This window comes from Nocardiopsis sp. CNZ308, assembly GCF_004217075.1.
Genome location: NZ_SHKJ01000001.1, coordinates 3,621,512 through 3,645,725 on the forward strand (window position 1 = coordinate 3,621,512; position 24,214 = coordinate 3,645,725).

Below are 24,214 nucleotides of genomic sequence, written 5' to 3' on the forward strand. Positions count from 1 at the left end.
GTGCGGGCGTGGTCATAGACTCGTAGCTGGTGGGGGCGACGGACGCGCCGCCGGGCCGTCCGGGAACCCCGCCGCTTCCACCGCGCGTCAAGCGAAGCCGCATCCACCCGAAAGGGACAAGTCGTGAGCATGGCACGGGCGTGGCGAGGCATCGTCGAGGAGTACCGCGACCGCCTCCCCGTCAACGAGAACACCCCCGTTGTCACCCTCCAGGAGGGCGGCACGCCCCTGCTGCCCGCCACGCGCGTGTCCGAGCTCACGGGCTGCGAGGTCTTCCTCAAGGTCGAGGGGCTCAACCCCACCGGGTCCTTCAAGGACCGCGGCATGACCATGGCCATCACCAAGGCCGCCGAGGACGGCGCCAAGGCCGTCATCTGCGCCTCCACCGGCAACACCAGCGCCAGCGCCGCCGCCTACGCCATCCGCGCGGGCATGACCTGCGCCGTGCTGGTGCCCCAGGGCAAGATCGCCATGGGCAAGCTGGCCCAGGCCCTCGTCCACGGCGCCCGCCTGCTCCAGGTCGACGGCAACTTCGACGACTGCCTCGAACTCGCCCGCAAGCTCAGCGTGGACTACCCGGTCGCCCTGGTGAACTCGGTCAACCCCTACCGCCTCCAGGGGCAGAAGACCGCCGCCTTCGAGATCGTCGACGCCCTCGGCGACGCCCCCGACGTCCACTGCATCCCCGTGGGCAACGCGGGCAACATCACCGCCTACTGGATGGGCTACACCGAGTACTCCAGGGACGGGATCTCCACCCGCAACCCGCGCATGCTCGGCTTCCAGGCCAGCGGCTCCGCGCCCATCGTCAACGGCGCCCCCGTCACCAGCCCGAGCACCATCGCCACCGCCATCCGGATCGGCAACCCGGCCTCCTGGAAGCTGGCCGAGCAGGCCCGCGACGAGTCCGGCGGCCTCATCGACAAGGTCACCGACCGCCAGATCATGGCCGCCTACAAGCTCCTCGCCGCCGAGGAGGGCGTGTTCGTGGAGCTGGCCTCCGCCGCCAGCGTGGCCGGTCTGCTCCAGTCCGTCCAGGCGGGGCTGGTCGAGCCCGGCAGCCGCGTGGTGTGCACCGTGACCGGCAACGGCCTCAAGGACCCCGACTGGGCGCTGGCCGGAGCCTCCTCCGCCACCACCGTCCCGGTCGACGCCCTCGCCGCGGCCCAGGCCCTCGACCTGGCCTGAGACCGGTCGTCCACAGGGCGGAGGGAGAGCCTTCCGCCCTGGCGGGGACGCCGGTAACCTCCGACCGGGAGGGGTGCGGCCCCGTGCCCGCGAGGGTGTGGGCCCCCGACAACCACCCTCACCGCGCACCCATCATCCTTGCAAGACCCCGATCCCGCCTGTGGACGAGTACCACGCGGGGGCTTCCCGAGAGCCCCCGCCAGGAGAGAGCCCCACGTGAGCCCACCACGCCCCACCCGGGTGTCCGTCCAGGCCCCCGCCACCAGCGCCAACCTCGGACCGGGCTTCGACGCCCTGGGCCTGGCGCTGCGCCTGTACAACACGTTCGAGGCGTCCCCGCGCGAGGACGGCGAGCTGCGCGTGCGCGTCGAGGGGGAGGGCGCCGACGAGGTCCCCCTCGACGAGCGCCACCTCGTGGTGCGCGCCATGCGCGAGACCTTCGAGCGGGCCGGGGAGCAACTGCCCGGGCTCGATCTGACCTGCGTCAACGGGGTCCCGCACGCACGCGGTCTCGGCTCCTCCTCCTCGGCGATCGTCGGCGGCGTGGCCGCCGCCAGCGCCCTGCTGGGACGCACCGGCCCCGACGGCGGGCCGGACCGCGACGGCATCTACCGGATCGCCGCGGACATCGAGGGCCACCCCGACAACGTGGCCCCCTGCGTCTACGGCGGATACACGGTCGCCTACCGCGACGGTGACCGCTGGGGCGCGGTGTCCCTGGCCCCGGACCCCCGCGTCCTGCCGGTGCTGTGCGTGCCCGAGTGGCGGCTGTCCACCGAGCGGGCCCGCGGGCTGCTGCCCGAACGGGTGCCCCACGGCGACGCCGCCTTCAACGCCGGGCGCGCCGCGCTGATGACCGCGGCCGTTTGTGGCCATCCCGAGGCCCTGTACGCGGCCACGCGGGATCGGCTACACGAGTCCTACCGCGCCCCGGCCATGCCGGACACCCTCGACCTCATCCGTGACCTGCGTCAACACGAGAAACTGCCCGCGGTGGTCTCCGGGGCGGGGCCGACGGTCCTGGTCCTGTGCTCCGCGGGGGCGGGGGAGGCGTCCGCGGATTCGCCGGAAATCGCGGACCAGGTTGATTCGATCCGCCGGAGGGCGGGTAAGAAGTGGGACATACGCCCCCTGCTCGTGGAGCTGGCGGGGGTGCGGTCCCCATCTCCCCATCCGTAGCACCTGTGTCGAGGAATAGCCGTGGCCTGTGGTGGTGTTAGGCTAGGTGAAGCACCAGATGCCCCGTTGCGGGGCGAGTGCTCATCCGCCACAACGGCCTTCGCGTCCCATACTCCGGTGGTCCGGTCCCACGACCAACCGGAAGCGGCGGCCGACGTGTCGAGTCCGCGGTTCTCCCGCGACTGTCGCCAACGTCATCGCAGCCCGCTCCTCCTCGGATGAGCGTGTCTCCACGATGGACGGGCAACACCACCGAGCCATCCGCCCCGACGTCTGGCTGTACCCAGAGCCCGTCGCGATTGGGTACGGGACCGCCTTCACGCCGGTTTCCGAACATCCACGTGGGGCACGCCCTACCCGGCCCTGCCGGTTCGCACCACCGGGCCGGCCGCTCCAGCACCCGCTGACGGCCGACGCCCGCTCCTTGGGAAGGACCCTTAGTGAGCGACACCACCGAACTCCGAACGGACGCGGCGGTCGAAGACAAAGCCACCACCGGCGTTTCCGTGACGGAGGCTGGCGATGGCGCGCCGACAGCCACACCCTCGCGGTCCCGCACGGCTTCGCGCGGCACCGGTCTCGCGGCCCTGAAGCTCCCCGAGCTCCAGAAGCTCGCGTCCAGCCTGGGTATCACCGGTACGGGGCGCATGCGCAAGAGCGACGTCATCGCCGCGATCGAGGCCAAGCAGGGCGGCCCGGTCGGCGGCCCCACGAAGGCCAAAACAGCAAAGAGCGCAGAGACGGCGTCCAAGGCCGGTAAGGTCGAGGCAACCGACGGCCGGGCCGAGGCTCCCGAGACGCCGGGCACGGACGAGGCCCCGCGCAAGCGCGCGGACAAGCAGCCGTCGGACCAGGCCGTGACCGACCCCCAGGGCGGACGGGGCGACAAGCCCTCCCGCGGTCGTCGTTCGTCCCGCCGACGCGGTGACGAGCCCGGCGACCAGCCCCGGGCGGTGGACGGCGCCGAATCCTCTACCTCCGCGAGCAGCGTGACCAAGACATCCAGCACCCCCCAGAAGAACGGCCCCGACTCCGCCGAGGACCGTGACAACAGGTCCGGGCAGGGTCGCGAGCGCCAGCGCAACCGCCGCAACCGCAACCGCGGCGGTGACGACCAGAACGCGAACAGCAACGCCCAGCAGGGTGGTGGCGGCCAGAACCAGGGCCGCGGCTCCGGTGGTGGTGGCGGTGGCGACGACGACGACTTCGGCGGACGCCGCCGCGGACGCCGCCGGGACCGCCGGGACCGCCGCGGACGCGGCGGGGGCCAGGAGCCGGAGCCGGTGATCGGCGAGGACGACGTCCTGCTGCCGGTCGCGGGCATCCTCGACATCCTGGACAACTACGCCTTCGTGCGCACCACCGGCTACCTCCCCGGCCAGAGCGACGTCTACGTCTCCCTGGCCCAGGTCCGCAAGCACGGCCTGCGCAAGGGCGACCACATCATCGGCGCGGTCCGCCAGCCCAAGGACGGCGAGCGCAGGGAGAAGTTCAACGCCCTGGTCCGCCTGGACTCGGTCAACGGCATGTCGCCCGACCAGGCCAGGGGCCGCCAGGAGTTCTCCAAGCTGGTCCCCCTGTACCCGCAGGAGCGCCTGCGCCTGGAGACCGAGCCGCAGATCCTCACCACGCGCATCATCGACCTGGTGGCGCCCATCGGCAAGGGCCAGCGCGGGCTGATCGTCTCCCCGCCCAAGGCGGGCAAGACGATGGTGGTGCAGGCGATCGCCAACGCCATCACCGAGAACAACCCCGAGTGCTACCTGATGGTGATCCTGGTCGACGAGCGGCCCGAGGAAGTCACCGACATGCAGCGCACGGTCAAGGGCGAGGTCATCCACTCGACCTTCGACCGGCCCGCCGAGGACCACACGGTCGTCGCCGACCTGGCCATCGAGCGCGCCAAGCGGCTCGTGGAGATGGGCATGGACGTCGTCGTCCTGCTGGACTCCATCACCCGCCTGGGCCGCGCCTACAACCTGGCCGCCCCGGCCAGCGGGCGCATCATGTCCGGCGGTGTGGACTCCACGGCGCTCTACCCGCCCAAGCGCTTCTTCGGCGCGGCCCGCAACATCGAGGGCGGCGGCTCGCTGACCATCCTGGCCACGGCGCTGGTCGAGACCGGCTCGCGCGCCGACGAGGTGATCTTCGAGGAGTTCAAGGGCACCGGCAACATGGAGCTCAAGCTCAACCGGAGCCTGGCCGACAAGCGGATCTTCCCGGCGGTGGACGTGGACGCGTCCAGCACCCGCAAGGAGGAGATCCTCATGTCCTCCGAGGAGCTGGGCGTGGTCTGGAAGCTGCGCCGGGTGCTGCACGCGCTCGACACCCAGCAGGCCATCGAGCTGCTCCTGGACAAGATGAAGGAGTCCAAGAGCAACGCCGAGTTCCTGCTCCAGATCCAGAAGACCACCGTGGGCCCCGAGCGCTGACCCGCGACCCCCGGTCGAACCGAGCCCCTCTCCCGCTCCGGGAGGGGGGCTCCGTCGTGTCCGCGCGGTGTGTCGGCGGTGGGCGCGCCCGCCCGGACGGGCTCCCGCGTGCGGGACAGCGCTCCACCGACCGGGCCCTTCACCGCATTCCTTTCGAATCGCGGAAGGATCAGCCCGTGGGACGAAAAAGATCACCACTGTGTTGCGGATCACATAAGGGTGTATCCCGCGACAGGAAAACGATCTAGGGTCGCGCCGTCGAGTAGTCCCCGCACCAGGGAGCCGCCCGGATGGACAACCTCGCCCTACTCAGCCTCCTCGCGCTCGCCCCGATCGTCCTCGTCGGCGTCCTGCTCGTCGGGTTCCGCCTCCCGGCCATGTACGCGATGCCCGCCGGATACGTCGTCGTGGTCGCCATCGCCGTCCTCTTCTGGCGGACCGACTGGGTCGCGATCGCCGCCTCCACCGTCCAGGGCCTCATCCTCGCGATCGGTCTGCTCTACATCATCTTCGGCGCGCTCCTGCTGCTGTCCACCCTCACCAAGAGCGGCGCCATCGCCACCATCCGCGCCACCTTCACCGACATCAGCCCCGACCGCCGCGTCCAGGCGATCATCATCGGCTGGCTGTTCGGCAGCTTCATCGAGGGCGCCTCCGGCTTCGGCACCCCCGCCGCCGTGGTCGCGCCGCTCCTGCTGGCCCTGGGCTTCCCCGCCATGGCCGCCGTCATGGTCGGCCTGGTCATCCAGAGCACGCCGGTCAGCTTCGGCGCGGTGGGCACACCCATCCTCGTCGGCGTCTCCGGAGGGCTGGAGGGGTCGTCCGCGGTCGCCGCGCGCGCCGCCGAACTCGGCCTGGACACGCCGGGTTTCATCAGCCTCATCGGGCTCCAGACCGTCCTGCTGCACGCCGTCGCCGGAACCCTCGTCCCGCTCTTCATCTGCTGCATGCTCTGCGGCTTCTACGGCGGTGGCCGGCGCTTCTCCGACGGCCTCGGAGTGTGGAGGTTCGCGCTGTTCGCCGCCTTCGCCATGACCGTCCCCTCGGTCCTGTACAACCACTTCCTCGGCGTGGAGTTCACCAGCCTCCTCGGCGGCCTCACCGGCCTGGTCATCGTGGTCGTCGCCGCGCGCAAGGGCTTCCTCATGCCCAAGCGGACCTGGGACTTCCCGCCCCGCGAGGACTGGCTGGCCCGCTGGAGCGGCACGCTCTCCCCGGGGGACGGCGAGACCGCGCCCGCCGACGGCGGACGCGTCGGCTTCCTGGCCGCCTGGGCGCCCTACCTCATGGTCGCCGCGCTGCTGGTGGCCACCCGCACCATCACACCCCTGGAGGACTGGCTGACCGGCGTCACGGTCGGAGCCACCGACATCTTCGGCACCCCCGTCTCCCAGCTCGTCGAACCCCTCTACTCCCCCGGCGCGGCCTTCATCCTCGTCTGCCTGCTCACCTACGGCCTGCACCGCATGACCCGCCGCCAGATCGCCGACTCCTGGCGGATGGCCGGATCACAGCTGGCCGGGGCGGCCGTCGCCCTGCTCTTCGCCGTCCCGCTCGTCCGCGTCTTCATCAACACCGGAGGCGACTTCGGCGACACCGCCATGGAGAGCATGCCGCTCACCCTCGCCATCGGAGCCGCCGAACTGGGCGGGACCACCTGGCCGCTCTACGCCCCCTGGATCGGCGCCCTGGGCGCCTTCGTCGCGGGCTCCAACACCGTGTCCAACCTGATGTTCTCCCTCTTCCAGTTCTCCACCGCCGAACGCATCGGCATCCCGCCCGAGACCGTCGTGGCCGCCCAGGCCGTGGGCGGCGCCGCGGGCAACATGATCACCGTGCACAACGTGGTCGCCGCCTCCGCCGTGGTCGGACTGGCCGGACGCGAGGGCGACCTCATCCGCCAGAGCCTCCTGCCCATGACCTACTACGTGCTGCTGGCGGGGTCGGTGAGCTACGTCCTCGTCTACGGGTTCGGCCCCGACACCGGCACCGTCATGCTCCTCCTGGTCCTCGCCGTGCTCGCCGCGCTCGTCCTCCTCATGCGCAGGGCCGACGCGCACAAGCCCCCCTCCCGCACCGCCGGAACCGCCCCTGGAGGCGGCAGCGGAGAGGGGGAGGAATAGGTACTGGTCCCGGCAACGTTGTGGGTCTGGCAAACTGGTAGCGGGGAGTGGCCCGCCCCGCTTCGGCTGGGCCCGCCGCCCCGTTACCTGGATCGCCGCGACACCGGTTCGCGCATGGCCCACGACGACCGACCCGCCCCCTGGCGGCCCGGCCCGTCATGCGTCCGGCGGTCGCGCCCCTGATGAGGAGACACACATGAAGGCCGACATCCACCCCGAGTACGTCGCTACCGAGGTGACCTGCACCTGCGGTGCCCACTTCATCACCCGCAGCACCGTCAACGAGGGCAAGATCCGCGCCGAGGTGTGCTCCGAGTGCCACCCGTTCTACACGGGCAAGCAGAAGATCCTGGACACCGGTGGCCGCGTCGCCCGCTTCGAGAAGCGCTTCGGCAAGCGCAAGTAGCGCCGCCCGCTGTCCCGCGGGGCCGGAGCACCCGGCCCCGCGGGACCAGGCTGACCCCCGAGGGGGAGACGGACAGGCGAGGTAAGCACAACACGACGGGGACGGGCGAACGTGAAGCTGGACGACCTACTGGGGGAGTACTACGAGCTGGAACAGCAGCTCGCCGACCCCGAGGTGCACGCCGACCAGGCCAGGGCGCGCACGCTGGGCAAACGCTACGCACAGCTCACCCCCATCATCGAGACCTACCGCGCGCTCAAGGAGGTCGAGAGCGACATCGACACCGCGCGCGAGCTCGCCGCCGAGGACTCCTCCTTCGCCGAGGAGGCCGACCGCCTGACCGAGGAGGCCGAGCGGCTCACCGAGCGCCTGCGCGTCCTGCTCATCCCCCGGGACCCCGCCGACGACAAGAACCTCATCATGGAGGTCAAGGCGGGCGAGGGCGGTGAGGAGTCCGCCCTCTTCGCCGGCGACCTGGTGCGCATGTACCTGCGCTACGCCGAGCGCCAGGGCTGGAAGACCGAGGTCATCGACTCCACCCACTCCGACCTCGGCGGGTACAAGGACATCACGATCGCCTTCAAGAACAAGGGCACCCCCGAGCCCGGTTCGGGCGTGTGGCCGATGCTCAAGTTCGAGGGCGGCGTGCACCGCGTGCAGCGCGTCCCCGTCACCGAGTCCCAGGGCCGCATCCACACCTCCGCGGCCGGTGTGCTGGTCGTCCCCGAGGCCGAGGACATCGAGGTCGAGATCCACGAGAAGGACCTTCGCGTGGACGTCTACCGCTCCTCCGGGCCCGGCGGCCAGAGCGTCAACACCACCGACTCCGCGGTGCGCATCACCCACCTGCCGACCGGCATCGTCGCCTCGTGCCAGAACGAGAAGAGCCAGCTCCAGAACAAGGAGCAGGCCATGCGCATCCTGCGCGCCCGCATCTACGCCGAGGCCCAGGCCAGCGCGGACGCCGAGGCCGCCGCCGAGCGCAAGAGCCAGGTCCGCACGGTGGACCGGTCCGAGCGCGTGCGCACCTACAATTTCCCCGAGAACCGCATCTCCGACCACCGGGTCGGATACAAGGCCTACAACCTCGACCAGGTCCTCGACGGGGAACTCGGCGGGGTCGTCAAGGCCCTCGTGGACGCGGACACCAAGGAAAGGCTCGAAGCGGCTCAGTCGTCATGAACGTCCTGCTCGACGAGGTCGCCCGCGCGACGCGCAGACTCGCGGAGGCGGGCGTGGCCTCACCTCGCGCCGACGCCGAGGAACTCGCGGCGTTCGTGCACGGTGTCCGTCGAGGTGAGCTGCACACGGTCGCCGACTCCGACTTCGACGCCCGCTACTGGGAGTGCGTCTCCCGGCGCGAGGCCCGCGAACCCCTCCAGCACATCACCGGCCGCGCCTACTTCCGCTACCTCGAACTCCGCGTCGGGCCCGGGGTCTTCGTGCCCCGCCCCGAGACCGAGATCATGGTCGACTGGGCCATCCAGACCCTGCGCGCCATGGACGTCGCCGACCCCCTGGTGGTCGACCTCGGCACCGGCTCGGGAGCCATCGCCATCTCCATCGCGCAGGAGGTGCCGCGCTCGCGCGTGCACACGGTGGAGGTCGACCCCGACGCCCTGGCCTGGGCCCGGCGCAACATCGACGCCAGCGGCCACGCCGACCGGGTCACCTCCCACCACGGCGACATGCGCACCGCCCTTCCCCAGCTCAACGGGCGCGTCGACCTGCTCATCAGCAACCCCCCCTACGTCCCCACCCGCGAGGCCGGAGCCATCCCGCCCGAGGTGCGCGACTACGACCCCGCCCCCGCGCTGTGGTCGGGCGAGGACGGCCTGGACATGATCCGCGCGCTGGAGGCGGTCGGCCGCAGGCTGCTGCGCCCGGGCGGCGCGATGGCCGTGGAGCACCACGACGGCCAGGGCATCGACATCCCCTGGCTCTTCCCCGAGGACAGGGGCTGGCGCGACGTCCTCAACCGCAAGGACCTGGCCCGGCGCGACCGCTTCGTGGTCATGCGCCGCGCCGACGAGGACGGCTGATCGCGTTGTCCGGTTCGCTTCGCTCACGCGCTCGGGCGCCCGAAGGGCGGGAATGGGTTGCAGGAGACACAGCGGCGTCTCCCGTGCCTGGCTCCTTCGTCGCCGGCGGCACGTCCGACGCCTCCAGAACCCCGCCGGCGCCCGAGCGTCGCTGGTGCCCCCCGTATCCCGGTCCGACCGTGAACCCGGTGGACTCCGTTCAAGAGTGAGGTGAACGCAGGTGAGCCGCATCTACGACTGCGCGGACGAGACCGCCCGCAAGGACGGCATCGCCGACGCCGCGTCCGCGGTACGCCGAGGCGACCTTGTGGTGCTGCCCACGGACACCGTGTACGGCATCGGTACCGACGCCTTCAGCCCGACCGCCGTGGCCAGGCTGCTCGCCACCAAGGGCCGGGGCCGCGAGATGCCCCCGCCGGTGCTGGTCGGCTCGATGCGCGCGGCCAACGCCCTCGTCGACGACCTGGGCAACCACGGCCGCGACCTCATGGAGGAGTTCTGGCCCGGCCCGCTCACGCTGGTCTGCACCGCCACCCCCAGCCTGTCCTGGGACCTGGGCGACACCAAGGGCACCGTGGGCGTGCGCATGCCGATGGACCCGGTCGCCCTGGACCTGCTCAAGGAGGTCGGGCCGATGGCGGTGAGCAGCGCCAACAAGTCCGGTCAGCCCTCCGCGACCCGCGTGGAGGAGGCCATCGAACAGCTCGGTGACGAGGACGTCGCCGTCTACCTGGACGGCGGCGAGACCGAGTCCCGCGTCTCCTCCACCATCGTCGACCTGACCTACGCGGTCCCGCGCGTGCTGCGCGCGGGCGCCATCTCCATCGAACAGCTGCGCGCGGTGTGCGGCACCGTGATCGGCGAGCTGCGCAAGGGGCCCCGCAAGCCCGCGCGGCCGGAGGGCGGCGAGGCCGAGGACGCGCAGGCCCCGGCACCGGAGCCGCGGACCTCGCGGGACGAGGACGAGAGCGCTCCCGGGACCGCCACCGACGGCGACAAGAACTAGAGGGGCCAGGACGTGCGTGAGTACGCGCTCACCTTCGTCATCGCCGCCGCGGTGACCTACCTGCTCGTTCCGCTGGTGCGCCGGTTCGCCATCGCCTTCGGCGCCACGCCGCCGGTGCGCGACCGCGACGTGCACACCGAGCCCATCCCGCGACTGGGCGGGCTGGCCATCTACGGGGGGTTCGCCGCCGCCCTGCTGATCTCGGCCCAGCTGCCCCACCTCCAGGACGTCTTCCTCGCCGACACCTGGATGGGCCTGCTGCTCGCGGGCGGACTCATCACCATCGTCGGCGTCATCGACGACCGCTGGGGCATGGACGCGCTGAGCAAGCTCGCCGGGCAGACCGCCGCCGCGGGCATCCTGGTCTGGCAGGGCGTGCAGCTGCTGTGGCTGCCGCTGCCCGGCACCCAGCTCTCCCTGGGGCCGTGGCTGGGCGCGATGGTCTCGATCCTGCTGATCGTGGTGACCATCAACGCGGTCAACTTCGCCGACGGCCTCGACGGCCTGGCGGCGGGCATCGTCGCCATCTCCTCCCTGGCCTTCTTCGCCTACTACTACGTCGTCGCGGTGGAGCAGGGCTTCGTGCGCCAGTCCTATCCGGCGATGATCGCGATCATCCTCGCGGGCACGTGCGCCGGGTTCCTCTGCCACAACTTCCACCCGGCCAAGGTGTTCATGGGCGACACCGGGGCCATGCTGCTGGGCCTGCTGCTGACCTCGATCACCATCACGGTGACCGGGCAGTTCGACGCCAACACCGCGCGCGAGGGGTTCAACTCCGGCCTGGTGGTGTTCCTGCCGATCGCGCTGCCGCTGCTGGTGATCGCCCTTCCGCTGGCCGACCTGGTGCTGGCCGTCGTGCGCAGGACCCTGGCGGGCAAGTCCCCGTTCGCGCCGGACCGGGGCCACCTGCACCACCGCCTGCTGGACATGGGCCACAGCCACGTGCGCGCTGTGCTGCTGATGTACCTGTGGGCGGGGATCGTGGCCTTCGCCGCGGTCGCCCTGTCGGTGTTCGACTCCTGGGTCATCGTGTTGGCGGTGACCGCGCTGGTGGCCACGTGTGCGGTTGGCCTCATCGCGCTGCCCCGCCTGCGGCGACGCGGACTGCTGTTCCCGCGGCGCAAGGAAAGCGTCAAGACGGCCCCAGATCACGATTCGCCAACTGATGGCTGAGCGGGCCCCCGGGGGCCGTACCTTGGGGTCGAGGGAAGACGCTTGTGACCTGCGAATACGGTGGCGGAACAGGTGTGGCGAAGGCGACATGAGCGCGAGAAACCGTCTGGATCGGGCACTTCGCGGACCGTTAAGGTCGCGTTAAGGAACCCCCGGATTCAGCACCAAAAACCTTGTGATAGCTTTCACGAGCAGGCAACCACGACCCCAGACGGAGCTTCGCCATGCAGGAAAACGACGCCTGGAGGGCCTTCCGCGGTGCCGCGCTTCCCGGTGTGGCGTGCGCCCTTCTGGCCTTGGCGGTATCGGTGCTTCTCGCCGGTACACCGGGCCTGGCCGGCTCCGCGCTGGCCTCGGTGGTCGTTCTCGGCTGCTTCGGTCTGGGACAGGCGGGCGTCATCCTCGTCACCCGCCGAAACAAGGACCTCTTCCTCGCGGCGAACCTCGTGGGCTTCGTCCTCAAGATGGCGGTGCTCGGCGTTGTCCTGGTCACCCTGGGCAACAGCTCCTTCGTGGCCAGCCTGAACAGTTCGGCCTTCGTGTACAGCGCGTTGGCCGTCGTCCTGGCCTGGCTGGGCGGCCAGACCTGGACGATCTCCAGGACGAGGACGCTCCACGTCGACCCGGTCGAGAGCGCGGAGAACGGGTGATGGAGTGCCCCGGCCGTGCCCCTCGAAACGGGCGTAATACGATGCTTCCCGACGGCTGGGACTCCGAGTCCCCGTCCGAGCTCACATGCTATATTCCGGAGCGAGATGAGCAGCGAACCGACCAGGAGGACAGACGCGCACGAGGATTCGGTGCCGCGTCAGTCCGACGGGTGGGCCCTCTTCTCCACTCTGCTCTCGGGCGTGCTCGTCTGGAGCGCGATCGGCTGGGCCGCGGACGAGCTGTTGGGTTTCCAGGCACTGTTCCTGCCCATCGGGGCGGTTCTGGGAATGGCGGGTGCGATCTACCTGATCGTCGCCAAGTCCCGTCGCTCCTGAGTCCCCCCACCAGTCCGGCGTCGCGGTTCGCGCGACAACGCTCCGCAACAACCATCAACGAGGCTTTCTTGCGTCACGACGAAAGGATTCGCCGTGAGTGCTGACGTGCGCATTCTCGCGGCCGAACCGAATTGCCACTTGTTCGGTGACAACGGGTGCGGTTTCACGCCGCCCACGATCGGGATGTTCTTTCCCGAACCGTGGTACACCAACATCCCCGGCAGCGCGGGTATCGACCTCTACCTGGTCCTGCTGCTCGTCGCGGTCGGTGCCGTCCTGCTTCTGTGGTCGTGGTTCAGCCGCAAGCTGAGCCTCGTCCCCGGGCGCAGGCAGAGCGTCGGAGAGATGCTGGTCCTCTTCGTGCGCGACCAGATCACCCGTCCCACGATGGGTGCCAAGGGCGACCGGTTCCTGCCGTTCATGACAGCGGTGTTCACGCTGATCCTGGCCATGAACTTCACCGGCCTGATCCCCGGTATGTTGCCGGTCAATAGCAACCTGGCCTTCACGGCCATGCTGGCGGCGGTCATCTACGTCATGACCATCGTGATCGGAATCCGCAACCAGGGCGGCTGGGGCTATTTCCGGAACCAGATCTTCCCCCCGGGAATGCCCAAGGTGATCTACATCCTGGTCACCCCCATCGAAATCCTCTCGGTGTTCCTCATCCGGCCGGTGACGCACGCCCTCCGTCTCTTCGCGACCATGTTCGCGGGCAGCCTGCTGCTCGCCGTGTTCGCCTACGGCGGCTGGTACATGCTGAACCTGACGGCCGGACCGGTCCTGAGTACGGTTTCGGTGCTCTTCTCCGGTGCCGCTCTGCTCGGCTACCTGGCCTTCTTCCTCTTCGAGATTCTGATCATGGCCGTCCAGGCGTTCATCTTCACGCTGCTGGCCAGCCTGTACATCAACCAGTCCCTCGAAGCGGCCCACTGAACCCCGCACACCCCCCGGTCCCCCCGGGCCGGGCAGGGGTGTGGGAAGCCACAGATCCGTCCACACCGGCGCACTGACCCACTTGCGAAGCGCAACGCCGGACGTCGAGTAAAAGGAAACATCAATGGACATCGCTGCGATCACCGGCAACATCAACACCATCGGTTACGGCATCAGCGTCATCGGCGCCGGTATCGGTGTCGGTATCGTCTTCGGTCTCGGTATGCAGGCCATCGCCCGCCAGCCCGAGGCGCGCGGTCCGCTCCAGACCAACATCTACCTGGGCTTCGCCCTCATCGAGGCCCTGGCCATCCTGGGCTTCGTTCTCGCCTTCGCCGCCCCCACCGGTTCCTGACCAAGGTTTGCCGGCGGAATCTGATGGCAACTGACGCGAAGGAGGGCTGACCATGTTGGTGGAGTTGGCAGCCGATTACAACATTCTGCGGATCGACTGGGTGAAGTTCACCTTCGGTGCGATCGCGCTCGCCGTGGTCTACTTCTTTGTCGCCCGCAAGGCGGTGCCGAAGGTCATGGCGGTCCTCGACGAGCGTCACGACGCCATCGAGGGCGGCATCGAGCGCGCCAAGAAGGCCGAGGCCGAGGCCGAGGTGATCCGCCAGCAGTACCGCGAGAAGCTCGAGGAATCGCACCGCGAGTACGCCCAGGAGCTGGAGAAGGCCAAGGAGCAGCGGGCCGCGATCATCGCCGAGGCGCGCGAGGAGGCCCAGGCCGAGGCGCGACGCATCGTCGAGGCGGCCCACGCCCAGATCGAGGCCGACCGCCAGCAGGCCCTGGTGCAGCTGCGCAACGAGGTCGGTGCGCTCTCCACCGAGCTGGCGAGCCGCATCGTCGGTGAGACCCTCAGCGACAGCGCCGCCCAGAACCGCGTCATCGACCGGTTCCTGGACGAGCTGGAGCAGAGCGACAGCACGCAGCAGGCAGAGGTGCGCTGATGCGTGGTATCAGCCGCACGTCGCTGGCCGAGGTGACCCGGCGCCTGGACGAGAACGTCCTGGCGTCGGCGGGCACCCCGCAGAGCGGCGTCTCCCTGGGCAGCGAGCTCTTCGAGGTCGTCGCCCTGCTGGGGAGCGAGCACTCGCTGCGCCGCTGGCTCGCCGACCAGGCGAACCCGGCCGAGGCCAAGACCGGCCTGATCGGGCAGCTCCTGGAGAGCAGGGTGTCGCCGTCCGCGGTCCTCGTGGCCGGTGACGTGGTCTCGGCCAGGTGGTCGGGTCCGCGCGACCTGGTGGACGCGATGGAGCGGATGGCGGTCTACGCGACCGTCGCCCAGCTCCAGACCGCCTCGGGGCTCGACGAGCTGGAGGACGAGCTGTTCCGCTTCCAGCGGATCGTCATCGCCCAGCCCGCGCTCCGCGACGCCCTCACCCGCGACGGGGCCGCCCCCGAGCTGCGCCTCTCCCTCGTGGAGAACCTGCTCTCGGGCAAGGTGCACCCCGCGACGCTGGTCCTGGTCGGTGAAGCGGTCGCCCGACCCAGGGGACGTACCCTGGAGCAGGCGCTGGACAACTTCGGACAACTCGTCGCCGAGCGCGCCAAGCGCTACGTCGCCGTCGTCCGCAGCGCCGTCGCCCTGAGCGAGCAACAGCAGTCCCGGCTCGGAGCCGCGCTCTCGCGCGCCTACGGCCGCGACATCCACCTCAACATCGAGGTCGCCCCCGAGATCGTGGGTGGCCTGTCCATCCAGGTGGGTGACGAGGTCATCGACGGGACCATCGCCGGGCGTATCGCCGAGGCCCAACGCCGCCTGGCCGGCTGACAGAACGCAAGGCAAGCACGCACGGCGCCAGCCCGGCGCCATTTGAGAGCAAGGACAACGTAGAGATGGCGGAGCTGACGATCCGGCCGGACGAGATCCGGGACGCGCTACAGCGCTTCGTCCAGTCGTACGAGCCTGAAGCCACCCGCGCGGAAGAGGTCGGTACCGTCACCTACTCCGGTGACGGCATCGCCCGCGTCGGTGGCCTTCCCTCGGCGATGGCGAACGAGCTGCTCCAGTTCGAGGACGGCACCCTGGGCCTGGCCCAGAACCTCGAGATCGGTGAGATCGGTGTCGTCGTGCTGGGTGACTTCACCAGCATCGAGGAGGGCCAGAAGGTGCGCCGCACCGGCCAGCTCCTCTCGGTGCCGGTGGGTGACAACTTCCTCGGCCGCGTGGTGGACCCCCTGGGCGCCCCCATCGACGGCAAGGGCGAGATCGAGTCCACCGAACGCCGTGAGCTGGAGCTCCAGGCCGCTTCCGTGATGGAGCGCAAGCCCGTCCACGAGCCGCTCCAGACCGGTATCAAGGCGATCGACTCGATGACCCCGATCGGCCGCGGCCAGCGCCAGCTGGTCATCGGCGACCGGCAGACCGGCAAGACCGCGGTCTGCATCGACGCGATCATCAACCAGAAGGCCAACTGGGAGTCGGGCGACCCCGACAAGCAGGTGCGCTGCATCTACGTCGCGATCGGCCAGAAGGGCTCGACCATCGCCGGCGTGCGTGGCGCCCTCGAAGAGGCCGGCGCGATGGAGTACACCACCATCGTCGCCGCCCCGGCGTCCGAGGCGGCCGGCTTCAAGTACCTGGCCCCCTACACCGGCTCGGCCCTGGGCCAGCACTGGATGTACGAGGGCAAGCACGTCCTCATCGTCTTCGACGACCTCACCAAGCAGGCCGAGGCCTACCGTGCGGTGTCGCTGCTGCTGCGCCGCCCGCCGGGCCGCGAGGCCTACCCCGGTGACGTCTTCTACCTGCACTCCCGGCTGCTGGAGCGCTGCGCCAAGCTCTCCGACGAGATGGGCAAGGGGTCGATGACCGCCCTGCCGATCATCGAGACCAAGGCGGGCGACGTCTCGGCGTACATCCCCACCAACGTCATCTCCATCACCGACGGCCAGGTCTTCCTGGAGTCGGACCTGTTCAACCAGGGCCAGCGCCCGGCGATCAACGTCGGTGTGTCGGTCTCCCGTGTCGGTGGCGCCGCGCAGACCAAGGCCATGAAGAAGGTCTCGGGCACCCTGCGGCTGGGCCTGGCCCAGTACCGCGAGCTGGAGGCGTTCTCCGCCTTCGGTTCGGACCTGGACGCCGTCTCCAAGCAGCAGCTGGAGCGCGGTGCCCGCCTGATGGAGCTCCTCAAGCAGGGCCAGTACTCGCCGTTCTCCATGGAGAAGCAGGTCGTCTCGATCTGGGCCGGCACCACCGGCCGCGTCGACGACGTCCCGGTCGAGGACGTGCGCCGCTTCGAGGAGGACTTCCTGGACCACCTGAGCCGCGAGCACCAGGGCATCCTCGACACCATCCGCGAGAGCGGCAAGTTCGAGGACGAGACCGAGAAGTCCCTCGACTCGGCGCTGGAGAAGTTCAAGCAGGGCTTCCAGACCTCCGCCGGGACCCTCCTGGGAACCGAGGCCGAGGCCGAGGCGCTGGACGAGGAGAAGGTCGGCCAGGAGACCATCAAGGTCGCCAAGGGCGGGAAGTAACCCATGGGTGCACAGCTTCGCGTCTATCGCCGGAGGATCCGCTCGACGAAGTCGATGGCGAAGATCACCCGCGCGATGGAGCTCATCGCCACGACGCGCATCACCAAGGCGCAGCGTGCGGCGGAGGCTGCTGGGCCCTACGCGCGGGAGATCACCCGGGCGGTCTCGGCCCTGGCCAGCCGGGTGACCGATCACCCGCTGCTGACCGAGGCCGAGAACCCCACCCGCGCCGCCGTCCTGGTCATCACCAGCGACAAGGGCCTGGCGGGCGCCTTCTCGACCAACGTGCTCAAGGAGGCGGACTCCCTCACCCAGCTCCTGCGTGAGCAGGGCAAGGAGGTCCTCACCTACATGGTGGGCCGCAAGGGCGTGGGCTTCTACAAGTTCCGCGACCGCCCCCTCGAGGCGCAGTGGGAGGGCTTCACCGAGCGCCCCACCTACGCGCACGCCCAGGAGATCGGCTCCGCCCTCATGGAGAAGTTCTCCGCCGACGCCGCCGACGGCGGCGTCGACGAGATCCACGTGGTCTCCACGGAGTTCGTCTCGATGCTGACCCAGCGCGCGGGGGCCGTCCGGGCCCTGCCGCTGGAGGTGGAGGAGGTCGACAGCTCCGAGCTGGAGGCCGTGCACGGGAGCGAGCCGCTCCCGCTGTACGAGTTCGAGCCCTCGGCGGAGGAGGTCCTGGACCAGCTGCTGCCGCAGTACGTCGTCAACAGGATCTACTTCTCGCTCCTGGAGTCGTCAGCCTCCCAGCAGGCCTCCCGCCGCGCCGCCATGAAGGCGGCCACGGACAACGCCGAGGAACTCGCCAAGAACCTGACCCGTCTGGCCAACCAGGCACGTCAGGCTGAGATCACCAATGAGCTCAGTGAGATTGTCGGCGGTGCCGACGCGCTCGCTGCTGCCAGCGCGGGAAGTGAGTAACAAAAGTGACTGCGACAGTTGAAGGGACGGCTGGGGCTGGCACCGCCACCGGCCGGATCTCCCGGGTCACCGGCCCGGTCGTCGACGTGGAGTTCCCCGTCGGCTCCCTGCCTGCCATCTACAACGCCCTGCACACCGACGTGACCATCGGCGGCAAGGCCAAGACCATCACGATGGAGGTCGCCCAGCACCTGGGTGACAACCTCGTGCGCACGGTCTCCCTGGCCCCCCAGGACGGCCTCGTCCGCGGCGCCGAGGTGCGCGACACCGGCGCGCCCATCAGCGTGCCCGTCGGCGACGTCGTCAAGGGCCACGTGTTCAACACCCTGGGCGAGTCCCTGGACGTGCCGACCGCGGAGCTGGGCGTCACCGAGCGCTGGCCGATCCACCGCAAGGCCCCGGCCTTCGACCAGCTCGAGTCCAAGACCGAGATGATGGTCACGGGCATCAAGGTCATCGACCTGCTCACCCCGTACGTGCGTGGTGGCAAGATCGGCCTGTTCGGCGGCGCCGGCGTGGGCAAGACCGTGCTCATCCAGGAGATGATCACGCGTATCGCCCGCAACTTCGGTGGTGTGTCCGTGTTCGCCGGTGTCGGCGAGCGCACCCGTGAGGGTACGGACCTCTTCCTGGAGATGGACGAGATGGAGGTCCTCCAGGACACCGCCCTCGTCTTCGGCCAGATGGACGAGCCCCCGGGCACCCGTCTGCGGGTGGCCCTGTCCGCTCTGACGATGGCGGAGTACTTCCGCGACGTCCAGAAGCAGGACGTGCTGCTGTTCATCGACAACATCTTCCGTTTCACCCAGGCGGGTTCGGAGGTCTCCACGCTGCTGGGCCGCATGCCCTCGGCCGTGGGCTACCAGCCCAACCTGGCGGACGAGATGGGCCAGCTCCAGGAGCGGATCACCTCGACCCGCGGCCACTCGATCACCTCGATGCAGGCGATCTACGTGCCCGCGGACGACTACACCGACCCCGCTCCGGCGACCACCTTCGCCCACCTGGACGCGACGACCGAGCTCTCCCGCCCGATCTCGCAGAAGGGCATCTACCCGGCGGTGGACCCGCTGACCTCCACCTCCCGCATCCTCGACCCGCAGTACGTGGGCGAGGAGCACTACCAGGTGGCCCAGCGCGTCAAGGAGATCCTCCAGCGCAACAACGACCTCCAGGACCAGATCGCCATCCTCGGTATGGACGAGCTGTCCGAGGAGGACAAGATCGTCGTCAACCGGGCGCGCCGGATCGAGCGCTTCCTGTCGCAGAACATGTTCGTGGCGGAGAAGTTCACCAACAACCCGGGCGTGTTCGTGCCCCTGGAGGAGACCATCGCCTCCTTCAAGGCGCTGTGCGACGGTGAGTACGACCACCTGCCCGAGCAGGCGTTCCTCGACGTCGGCAACATCGACATGGCCGTCGAGAAGGCCAAGAAGCTGCAGGGTTAGTTCTCCGGCCGGGCCGGTCCCCGACAGCGGTCGGGGACCGGCCCGGCCGAATCACCCGCTAGCCGAGGAGTTTGTGGCAGTGTCGAAGAAGCTTTTCGTCGAGATCGTCTCGCCCGAACGTGAGATTTGGGCGGGCGAGGGCGACATGGTCATCGCGAAGACCGTCGAGGGTGAGATGGGCGTCCAGCCCGGGCACGTCCCGGTGCTGTCGCTGCTCGCCCACGACGCGGTCGTTCGCGTGCTGGGCGCGCGCGAGACCGGCGAGGTCCGGGCCGCCGCGCACGGCGGGTTCGTCTCGGTCTCGGGTGAGGGACGCGTCTCCATCCTCGCCGAGACCGCCGAGCTCGCCGAGGACATCGATGTGGACCGCGCGCGCACGGCGCTGAAGGGCGCGGCCGAGTCCGGCGACAACGTCGCGCTGGGCCGTGCCCGCAGCCGTCTGCGGGCCGCGGGCGAGGAAGTCGCCTAGCGTAGGACGGCGGGACGAGTGGTGGGCATGCAACGGCTCCGGCCCGGAGCACCCTGGTGGGAGTCCGCGCTGTGGGTGTTCCTCGCCCTGCTCGTCGTCCTCCTGGCGCTGGCGCTCGCCGTCACCCTGCGCCGCTGGATCCTGGTGCGGCGCGGCGGCGCGGTGGAGTGCTACCTGCGCGCCGTCGGGGCGCGGGGCCGCAGGGGGTCCTGGCGTATCGGCTTCGGCCGGTACGGCACGGAGAACCTGGGCTGGTTCCCGATCTTCTCACTCAGACCGCGGCCGACAGCCAAGCTGTCGCGCCGCGGTCTCGTCGTCGTGGGGCGGCGCGCCCCCGCCGGGGACGAGGACCTGCCCGCGGACCTCACCGTGCTCCAGGTGGGCTGGTCGCTCGCCGACGGCTCCGACCCCCGCGAGGCGGCCTACGAGATCGCCATGGGCGAGGGCACCCAGACCGGCTTCCTGTCGTGGCTGGAGTCGATGCCCCCCGGAACGCACTGGGAGAGCTGAGTTTGCGCGTGGGTGGTTCCCCCGTACGCCCCTGTGTGCCTAGCATGGCCGACATGAGTACGATCGTCGCTTTCTCCGTCGCCCCTCTCGGAACCGGTGAGTCCGTCGCCCCCGCCGTCGCCCGCGCGGTGCGGGTGGTCCGGGAGAGCGGACTGCCCAACGAGACCTCCGCCATGTTCACCAGCGTCGAGGGTGAGTGGGACGAGGTCATGGACGTCGTCAAGCGCGCCGTGCAGGCCGCGGGGGAGGGCGCCTCACGCGTCAGCCTCACCCTCAAGGCCGACGTCCGCGAGGGCGTCACCGACGGCCTGCGCAGCAAGGTCGAAGCCGTCGAACGCGAACTCGGCGACGCCTGAGACCGGGCCTTTCGCGGGGCGCGGCGCGGCCGTGCCCCGTGTCCCCTTCCCCTGGGCGGTCGGACACGGCAGGATGCGGTTCCATGCTCGCCTCGCGACTTCCCCGGCTCCTGGGCCCCGTCCTCCTCGTCCCCCTGCTCGCCGCCTGCCAGCCCTCGGGCGGCCACGTCGGTGCCGTGGCCACGGGCCACTTCTCCGCCGCGCACGTGTTCCCCGTGCTGGTCGTGGCCTGGTGCGGTGACGCCTCCCCCCGCCAGATCGACCTGACCGGCGGCGGACAGCGGATCCACCTGATCGCCACCCGCGACTTCGACGGCAACCGTACCGAGGTGGACCTGGCCGCCCCCGGTGACGCCTGGCGGATCACCGACGGCGACGGACGGCAGGTCTACCGTCTGGTCCCGGAGTCGGAGGGGGAGGAGTACACGGTCGGGATCGGCTCGCGGGAGGCCCCGCCGGGCGAGGAGACCGAGCACGACATCGGCACGGTCGCGTTCACGACCGGGGTGCTGGCCGAGGAGCAGGGCGTGTACGCCGCCGCCGGGGGGTCGGCCGAGGCGGAGTTCGTCCCGGAGGAGGAGTTCCCGCCCGAGTGCTGAGGGGCCGGGGCCGCCCTCGTCCCGGGGTGTCCGGCGTCCCCGCCCCCACGGCCCCGGGCCGCGACCGCGCCGCGTGTGCGCCTCCCGTGTCCGCGTGTCTGCCGCCGTGCCGCGCCGACCGCGCGTAGTGTGCCCACGGCCGGAGCGGCCCCGCTCCGCGGAACGGGGGGACATGGAAGGCGACGTCGCGCAGACACTGGGCATGCTGCTCCTGATCCTCATGGCGGCCTTCCTCGCCCCGCTGGTCACCGACCGGTTGGCCGCGTTCGTGGTCGTCCCCTCGGTCGTGCTGGAGATCGTCTTCGGCATCGTCCTGGGGCCCTCCCTTTTCGGGCTGGTCCGCGAGACCGAGACGGTGGCGATGCTGGCCGACCTCGGACTCGCGCTGCTCATGTTCATGGCCGGGTACGAGGTCGACTTCGCGCGGATCAGGGGCAGGCCGCTGCGGCGGGCGGCACTGGCCTGGCTGTGCTCGGTCGCCCTCGGGCTGGGGGCGGGGTGGGCCCTGTTCGGCGCCTCCCAGACGGCCCTGATCATCGGCCTGGCCCTGATCACCACCGCGCTGGGCACGGTGCTGCCCATCCTGCGGGACTCCGGGGGGCTGGAGGGCGCCTTCGGGGCCCGTTTCATGGCGTCCGGGACGATGGGGGAGTTCGGGCCGATCGTGCTGATCACCCTGCTGCTCAGCGGTTACCGCCCGTGGGAGGCGACGCTGCTGCTGGTCGGGTTCTTCGTCCTCGCGGGTCTCTCGGCCTGGCGCGCGACCCGCCCGCCCTCGGAGCGGCTGGCACGGCTGATCCGGGCCACGCTCGGCTCCAGCACCCAGGTGGCCGTACGCCTGTGCATCCTGGTGATCGTGCTGTTCGTGTGGCTGGCGGCGAGCCTGCGGCTGGACGCGCTGCTGGGCGCCTTCGCGGCGGGGATCATCGTGCGGCTGATGTTCACCACCCACCATCCGGGCTCGGTCGAGCGGGTGGAGTCGAAGATGGACGCCGTCGGTTTCGGCTTCCTGATACCGGTGTTCTTCGTGGTGACGGGGGTGCGCTTCGACCTGTCGGCCCTGCTGGCCGACCCGGTGGCGCTGCTGCTGGTCCCCCTGCTGCTGGCGGCCTTCCTGGTCGTGCGGGGCGGCCCCGAGTACCTGCTGTCGCGGGGCGACGTCCCCGAGCGCCAGCGGCTCCCCCTGGTGCTGTTCTCGGCGACCGCGCTGCCCCTGATCGCGGTCCTGGCGACGATCGGGACCGACACGGGCGCCCTCGACGGCGCCTCCGCCGCCGCCCTCCTGGGCGCGGGCATGCTGAGCGTGCTCGTCCTGCCCCAGGTGGGCGGTGCTCTGCTGCGCCGTTCCCGGATCGCGGCGGGGGAGGCGGAGCGTTAGCCCGTGCCACCGGGCCGACCGAACGGTGCGGACAGGGGCGCGCCCGGCCCGTGGGAGGGTGCCGGGCCGGGCGCGGTCAGGGGGCGGTCAGCCGACCTGCGGGTGGGCGTGTCCGGCCGGGACCGCGGCGCCGGAGAAGTACTCCTTGGCGGTCGCGGTGTTGGCCAGGACCGCCACGGTGACGGCGAAGAGCGCCGCGACGATCTCGGGGACCCCGCTGACCGGGGTGAGCAGCAGGGCCAGGATCACGACGGCGTAGACCGCGTTGACCGCGGTCACCGAGGTGCGGACGCCGCTTCGGTTCCGGTTGACCATGACGGCCAGGACGGCCGACAGCGCGCCGTAGACCAGGCCGACGGCCGCGCCGGTCAGCACGGCCCAGACGGGCACCTGGGCGCCCTCGGCGATCGTCGGGATGGTGGCCATGGCGGTGGCGCCGAGGAGGGCCATCAGGCTCATGACGATCTGGTAGACCGCGATCAGGACCAGCAGCACGAAGACCGCGGTGACGGTCGCCGGTCTGGCTCTGGTGGTCATCTGCGTTCCTTCCTTCGTCCGTTCCTGTGTCCAGAACCCATAACCCCAGTCCGGCCGAGGACACGCGTCCCACCGGACGATTTCCGTCCGCGCAGGTCGCGGACGCCCACTGGGACGGCGTTCCGGGGCGCGGGAGGCCCCGGGGCGGCGCGGGGAGCGCGAAGGGGTCCCGCTCACGCGGAGCGGGACCCCTGGGGGCGCGGCCCGCAGGCCGCGGCGGGCAGCGTGCGTTAGCGTTCGCCGCCGGGCTTCCACAGGACCTCGTCGCCCTCCCGGGCGACGTACCGGCCGAGGATGAACAGCAGGTCGGAGAGCCGGTTGAGGTACTGGGCGGTGAGCGGGTTGACGGTCTCGCCGTGCTCCTCGACGGCCGCCCACACGCTGCGCTCGGCCCGCCGGACCACGATCCGGGCGGTGTGCATGAGCGCCACGGTGGGGGAGCCCCCGGGCAGGATGAAGCTGCGCAGGGTGGGCAGGTCGGCGTTGTAGGCGTCGCAGGCCTCCTCCAGCCGGGTGACGTACTCGGGCAGGACCCGCAGCGGCGGGTACTCCGGGTCGGGCACGATCGGCGTGGACAGGTCGGCGCCCAGGTCGAACAGCTCGTTCTGGACCCGTCCGAGCAGCTCCCGGACGTCGTCGGGCAGCTCGCCCAGCGCCAGGGCGGTGCCGATCGCGGCGTTGGCCTCCTCGGTGTCGGCGTAGCCCACCAGGCGCGTGTCGTTCTTGCCGGTCCGGCTCATGTCGCCGAGCGCCGTCGTCCCGGCGTCGCCGGTGCGCGTGTAGATCTTCGACAGCACGACCGGCTTGTCGGTGTCCCGTTTGGTCATGCCCTCCACCCTAGGGTTCGACCGCGCTCCGGCGGGTGCGGCGGTGGGTCGGAGCACCCGTCGTGACGGAGGATAACTGTTCCATATCAGCGTGTGAAGGTGATGCAACTCACTGATACATTGGGGAGCCAGGGGGCTACCGAAAGTAGTTTCCCGTGGTGTCCATGTGCGGTACCCGGATGCGAGAGGGGGTCATCCGGGAACCGCGG

General features: G+C 70.4%; 25 protein-coding genes. 23 read left to right on the top strand and 2 right to left on the bottom strand.

The annotated features are described in order from the left end of the window. Positions 1–129: 129 nt before the first annotated feature. The 23 genes from thrC to EV372_RS15910 all read left to right on the top strand — a co-directional run bounded on the left by thrC (position 130) and on the right by EV372_RS15910 (position 22,641). The gene (thrC, locus tag EV372_RS15800; RefSeq protein WP_197044428.1) at positions 130–1,188 is read left to right on the top strand and encodes a threonine synthase; all 1,059 of its coding nucleotides are present in this window, start codon (positions 130–132) and stop codon (positions 1,186–1,188) included. A 240-nt stretch (positions 1,189–1,428) separates the two neighbouring features. Next, the gene (gene thrB, locus EV372_RS15805) at positions 1,429–2,367 is read left to right on the top strand and encodes a homoserine kinase (RefSeq protein ID WP_130398948.1); all 939 of its coding nucleotides are present in this window, start codon (positions 1,429–1,431) and stop codon (positions 2,365–2,367) included. A 440-nt stretch (positions 2,368–2,807) separates the two neighbouring features. Further along, the gene (gene rho, locus EV372_RS15810; RefSeq protein WP_130396599.1) at positions 2,808–4,799 is read left to right on the top strand and encodes a transcription termination factor Rho; all 1,992 of its coding nucleotides are present in this window, start codon (positions 2,808–2,810) and stop codon (positions 4,797–4,799) included. Between the two features lie 290 nt (positions 4,800–5,089). Next, positions 5,090–6,922: an L-lactate permease gene (locus tag EV372_RS15815; protein ID WP_130396600.1), complete on the top strand. Its 1,833-nt coding sequence runs from the start codon at positions 5,090–5,092 to the stop codon at positions 6,920–6,922. Between the two features lie 196 nt (positions 6,923–7,118). Continuing rightward, positions 7,119–7,328, top strand: coding sequence for a 50S ribosomal protein L31 (gene rpmE, locus EV372_RS15820; protein ID WP_061078094.1), 210 nt, complete (start codon positions 7,119–7,121; stop codon positions 7,326–7,328). A gap of 111 nt (positions 7,329–7,439) precedes the next feature. Then, the gene (gene prfA, locus EV372_RS15825; protein WP_013151379.1) at positions 7,440–8,510 is read left to right on the top strand and encodes a peptide chain release factor 1; all 1,071 of its coding nucleotides are present in this window, start codon (positions 7,440–7,442) and stop codon (positions 8,508–8,510) included. Beyond that, a complete protein-coding gene (prmC, locus tag EV372_RS15830) occupies positions 8,507–9,370 on the top strand; it encodes a peptide chain release factor N(5)-glutamine methyltransferase (protein WP_013151380.1) in 864 nt (287 codons plus the stop codon). The genes prfA and prmC overlap by 4 nt, the downstream gene beginning before the upstream one ends. A 220-nt stretch (positions 9,371–9,590) precedes the next feature. Continuing rightward, entirely contained in the window at positions 9,591–10,376 is a 786-nt protein-coding gene (locus tag EV372_RS15835; RefSeq protein WP_130396601.1) for an L-threonylcarbamoyladenylate synthase, read from the top strand. A 12-nt stretch (positions 10,377–10,388) separates the two neighbouring features. Beyond that, the gene (locus EV372_RS15840) at positions 10,389–11,552 is read left to right on the top strand and encodes an MraY family glycosyltransferase (RefSeq protein WP_013151382.1); all 1,164 of its coding nucleotides are present in this window, start codon (positions 10,389–10,391) and stop codon (positions 11,550–11,552) included. 224 nt (positions 11,553–11,776) lie between these two features. Then, complete coding sequence (locus tag EV372_RS15845) at positions 11,777–12,202, top strand: Cg1360 family ATP-synthase-associated protein (RefSeq protein ID WP_130396602.1); 426 nt, start codon at positions 11,777–11,779, stop codon at positions 12,200–12,202. Between the two features lie 105 nt (positions 12,203–12,307). Next, positions 12,308–12,538, top strand: coding sequence for an AtpZ/AtpI family protein (locus EV372_RS15850; protein ID WP_013151384.1), 231 nt, complete (start codon positions 12,308–12,310; stop codon positions 12,536–12,538). A gap of 105 nt (positions 12,539–12,643) precedes the next feature. Next, a complete protein-coding gene (gene atpB / locus EV372_RS15855) occupies positions 12,644–13,474 on the top strand; it encodes a F0F1 ATP synthase subunit A (protein ID WP_026338246.1) in 831 nt (276 codons plus the stop codon). 124 nt (positions 13,475–13,598) lie between these two features. Continuing rightward, entirely contained in the window at positions 13,599–13,829 is a 231-nt protein-coding gene (atpE, locus tag EV372_RS15860) for an ATP synthase F0 subunit C (RefSeq protein WP_013151386.1), read from the top strand. A gap of 55 nt (positions 13,830–13,884) precedes the next feature. After that, the gene (gene atpF, locus EV372_RS15865) at positions 13,885–14,427 is read left to right on the top strand and encodes a F0F1 ATP synthase subunit B (RefSeq protein ID WP_197044430.1); all 543 of its coding nucleotides are present in this window, start codon (positions 13,885–13,887) and stop codon (positions 14,425–14,427) included. Next, entirely contained in the window at positions 14,427–15,251 is an 825-nt protein-coding gene (locus EV372_RS15870; RefSeq protein ID WP_130396604.1) for a F0F1 ATP synthase subunit delta, read from the top strand. Before atpF ends, EV372_RS15870 begins: the two co-directional genes overlap by 1 nt. 65 nt (positions 15,252–15,316) lie before the next feature. Then, entirely contained in the window at positions 15,317–16,957 is a 1,641-nt protein-coding gene (gene atpA, locus EV372_RS15875) for a F0F1 ATP synthase subunit alpha (protein WP_130396605.1), read from the top strand. A gap of 3 nt (positions 16,958–16,960) precedes the next feature. Further along, positions 16,961–17,881, top strand: a complete 921-nt coding sequence (locus EV372_RS15880) for a F0F1 ATP synthase subunit gamma (RefSeq protein WP_013151390.1) — start codon at positions 16,961–16,963, stop codon at positions 17,879–17,881. 5 nt (positions 17,882–17,886) lie between these two features. Then, on the top strand, positions 17,887–19,329 hold the full coding sequence (atpD, locus tag EV372_RS15885) for a F0F1 ATP synthase subunit beta (RefSeq protein ID WP_130396606.1): 1,443 nt from the start codon (positions 17,887–17,889) through the stop codon (positions 19,327–19,329). 79 nt (positions 19,330–19,408) lie between these two features. After that, a complete protein-coding gene (locus EV372_RS15890) occupies positions 19,409–19,798 on the top strand; it encodes a F0F1 ATP synthase subunit epsilon (protein WP_013151392.1) in 390 nt (129 codons plus the stop codon). Positions 19,799–19,825: 27 nt separating this feature from the next. Continuing rightward, positions 19,826–20,308 carry a DUF2550 domain-containing protein gene (locus EV372_RS15895; protein WP_197044265.1) on the top strand — a complete coding sequence of 161 codons (483 nt, stop codon included), beginning with the start codon at positions 19,826–19,828 and terminating at the stop codon, positions 20,306–20,308. A 44-nt stretch (positions 20,309–20,352) separates the two neighbouring features. Further along, the gene (locus tag EV372_RS15900; RefSeq protein WP_013151394.1) at positions 20,353–20,664 is read left to right on the top strand and encodes an MTH1187 family thiamine-binding protein; all 312 of its coding nucleotides are present in this window, start codon (positions 20,353–20,355) and stop codon (positions 20,662–20,664) included. Positions 20,665–20,747: 83 nt separating this feature from the next. Beyond that, positions 20,748–21,263: a hypothetical protein gene (locus EV372_RS15905; RefSeq protein ID WP_130396608.1), complete on the top strand. Its 516-nt coding sequence runs from the start codon at positions 20,748–20,750 to the stop codon at positions 21,261–21,263. A 172-nt stretch (positions 21,264–21,435) separates the two neighbouring features. After that, positions 21,436–22,641, top strand: a complete 1,206-nt coding sequence (locus EV372_RS15910) for a cation:proton antiporter (RefSeq protein ID WP_130396609.1) — start codon at positions 21,436–21,438, stop codon at positions 22,639–22,641. Between the two features lie 87 nt (positions 22,642–22,728). On the opposite strand, the gene EV372_RS15915 is transcribed toward EV372_RS15910, so the two are convergent. Continuing rightward, entirely contained in the window at positions 22,729–23,178 is a 450-nt protein-coding gene (locus EV372_RS15915; protein WP_130396610.1) for a hypothetical protein, read from the bottom strand. A gap of 230 nt (positions 23,179–23,408) precedes the next feature. Continuing rightward, positions 23,409–24,005: a cob(I)yrinic acid a,c-diamide adenosyltransferase gene (locus EV372_RS15920; protein WP_130396611.1), complete on the bottom strand. Its 597-nt coding sequence runs from the start codon at positions 24,003–24,005 to the stop codon at positions 23,409–23,411. Positions 24,006–24,214 lie beyond the last annotated feature (209 nt).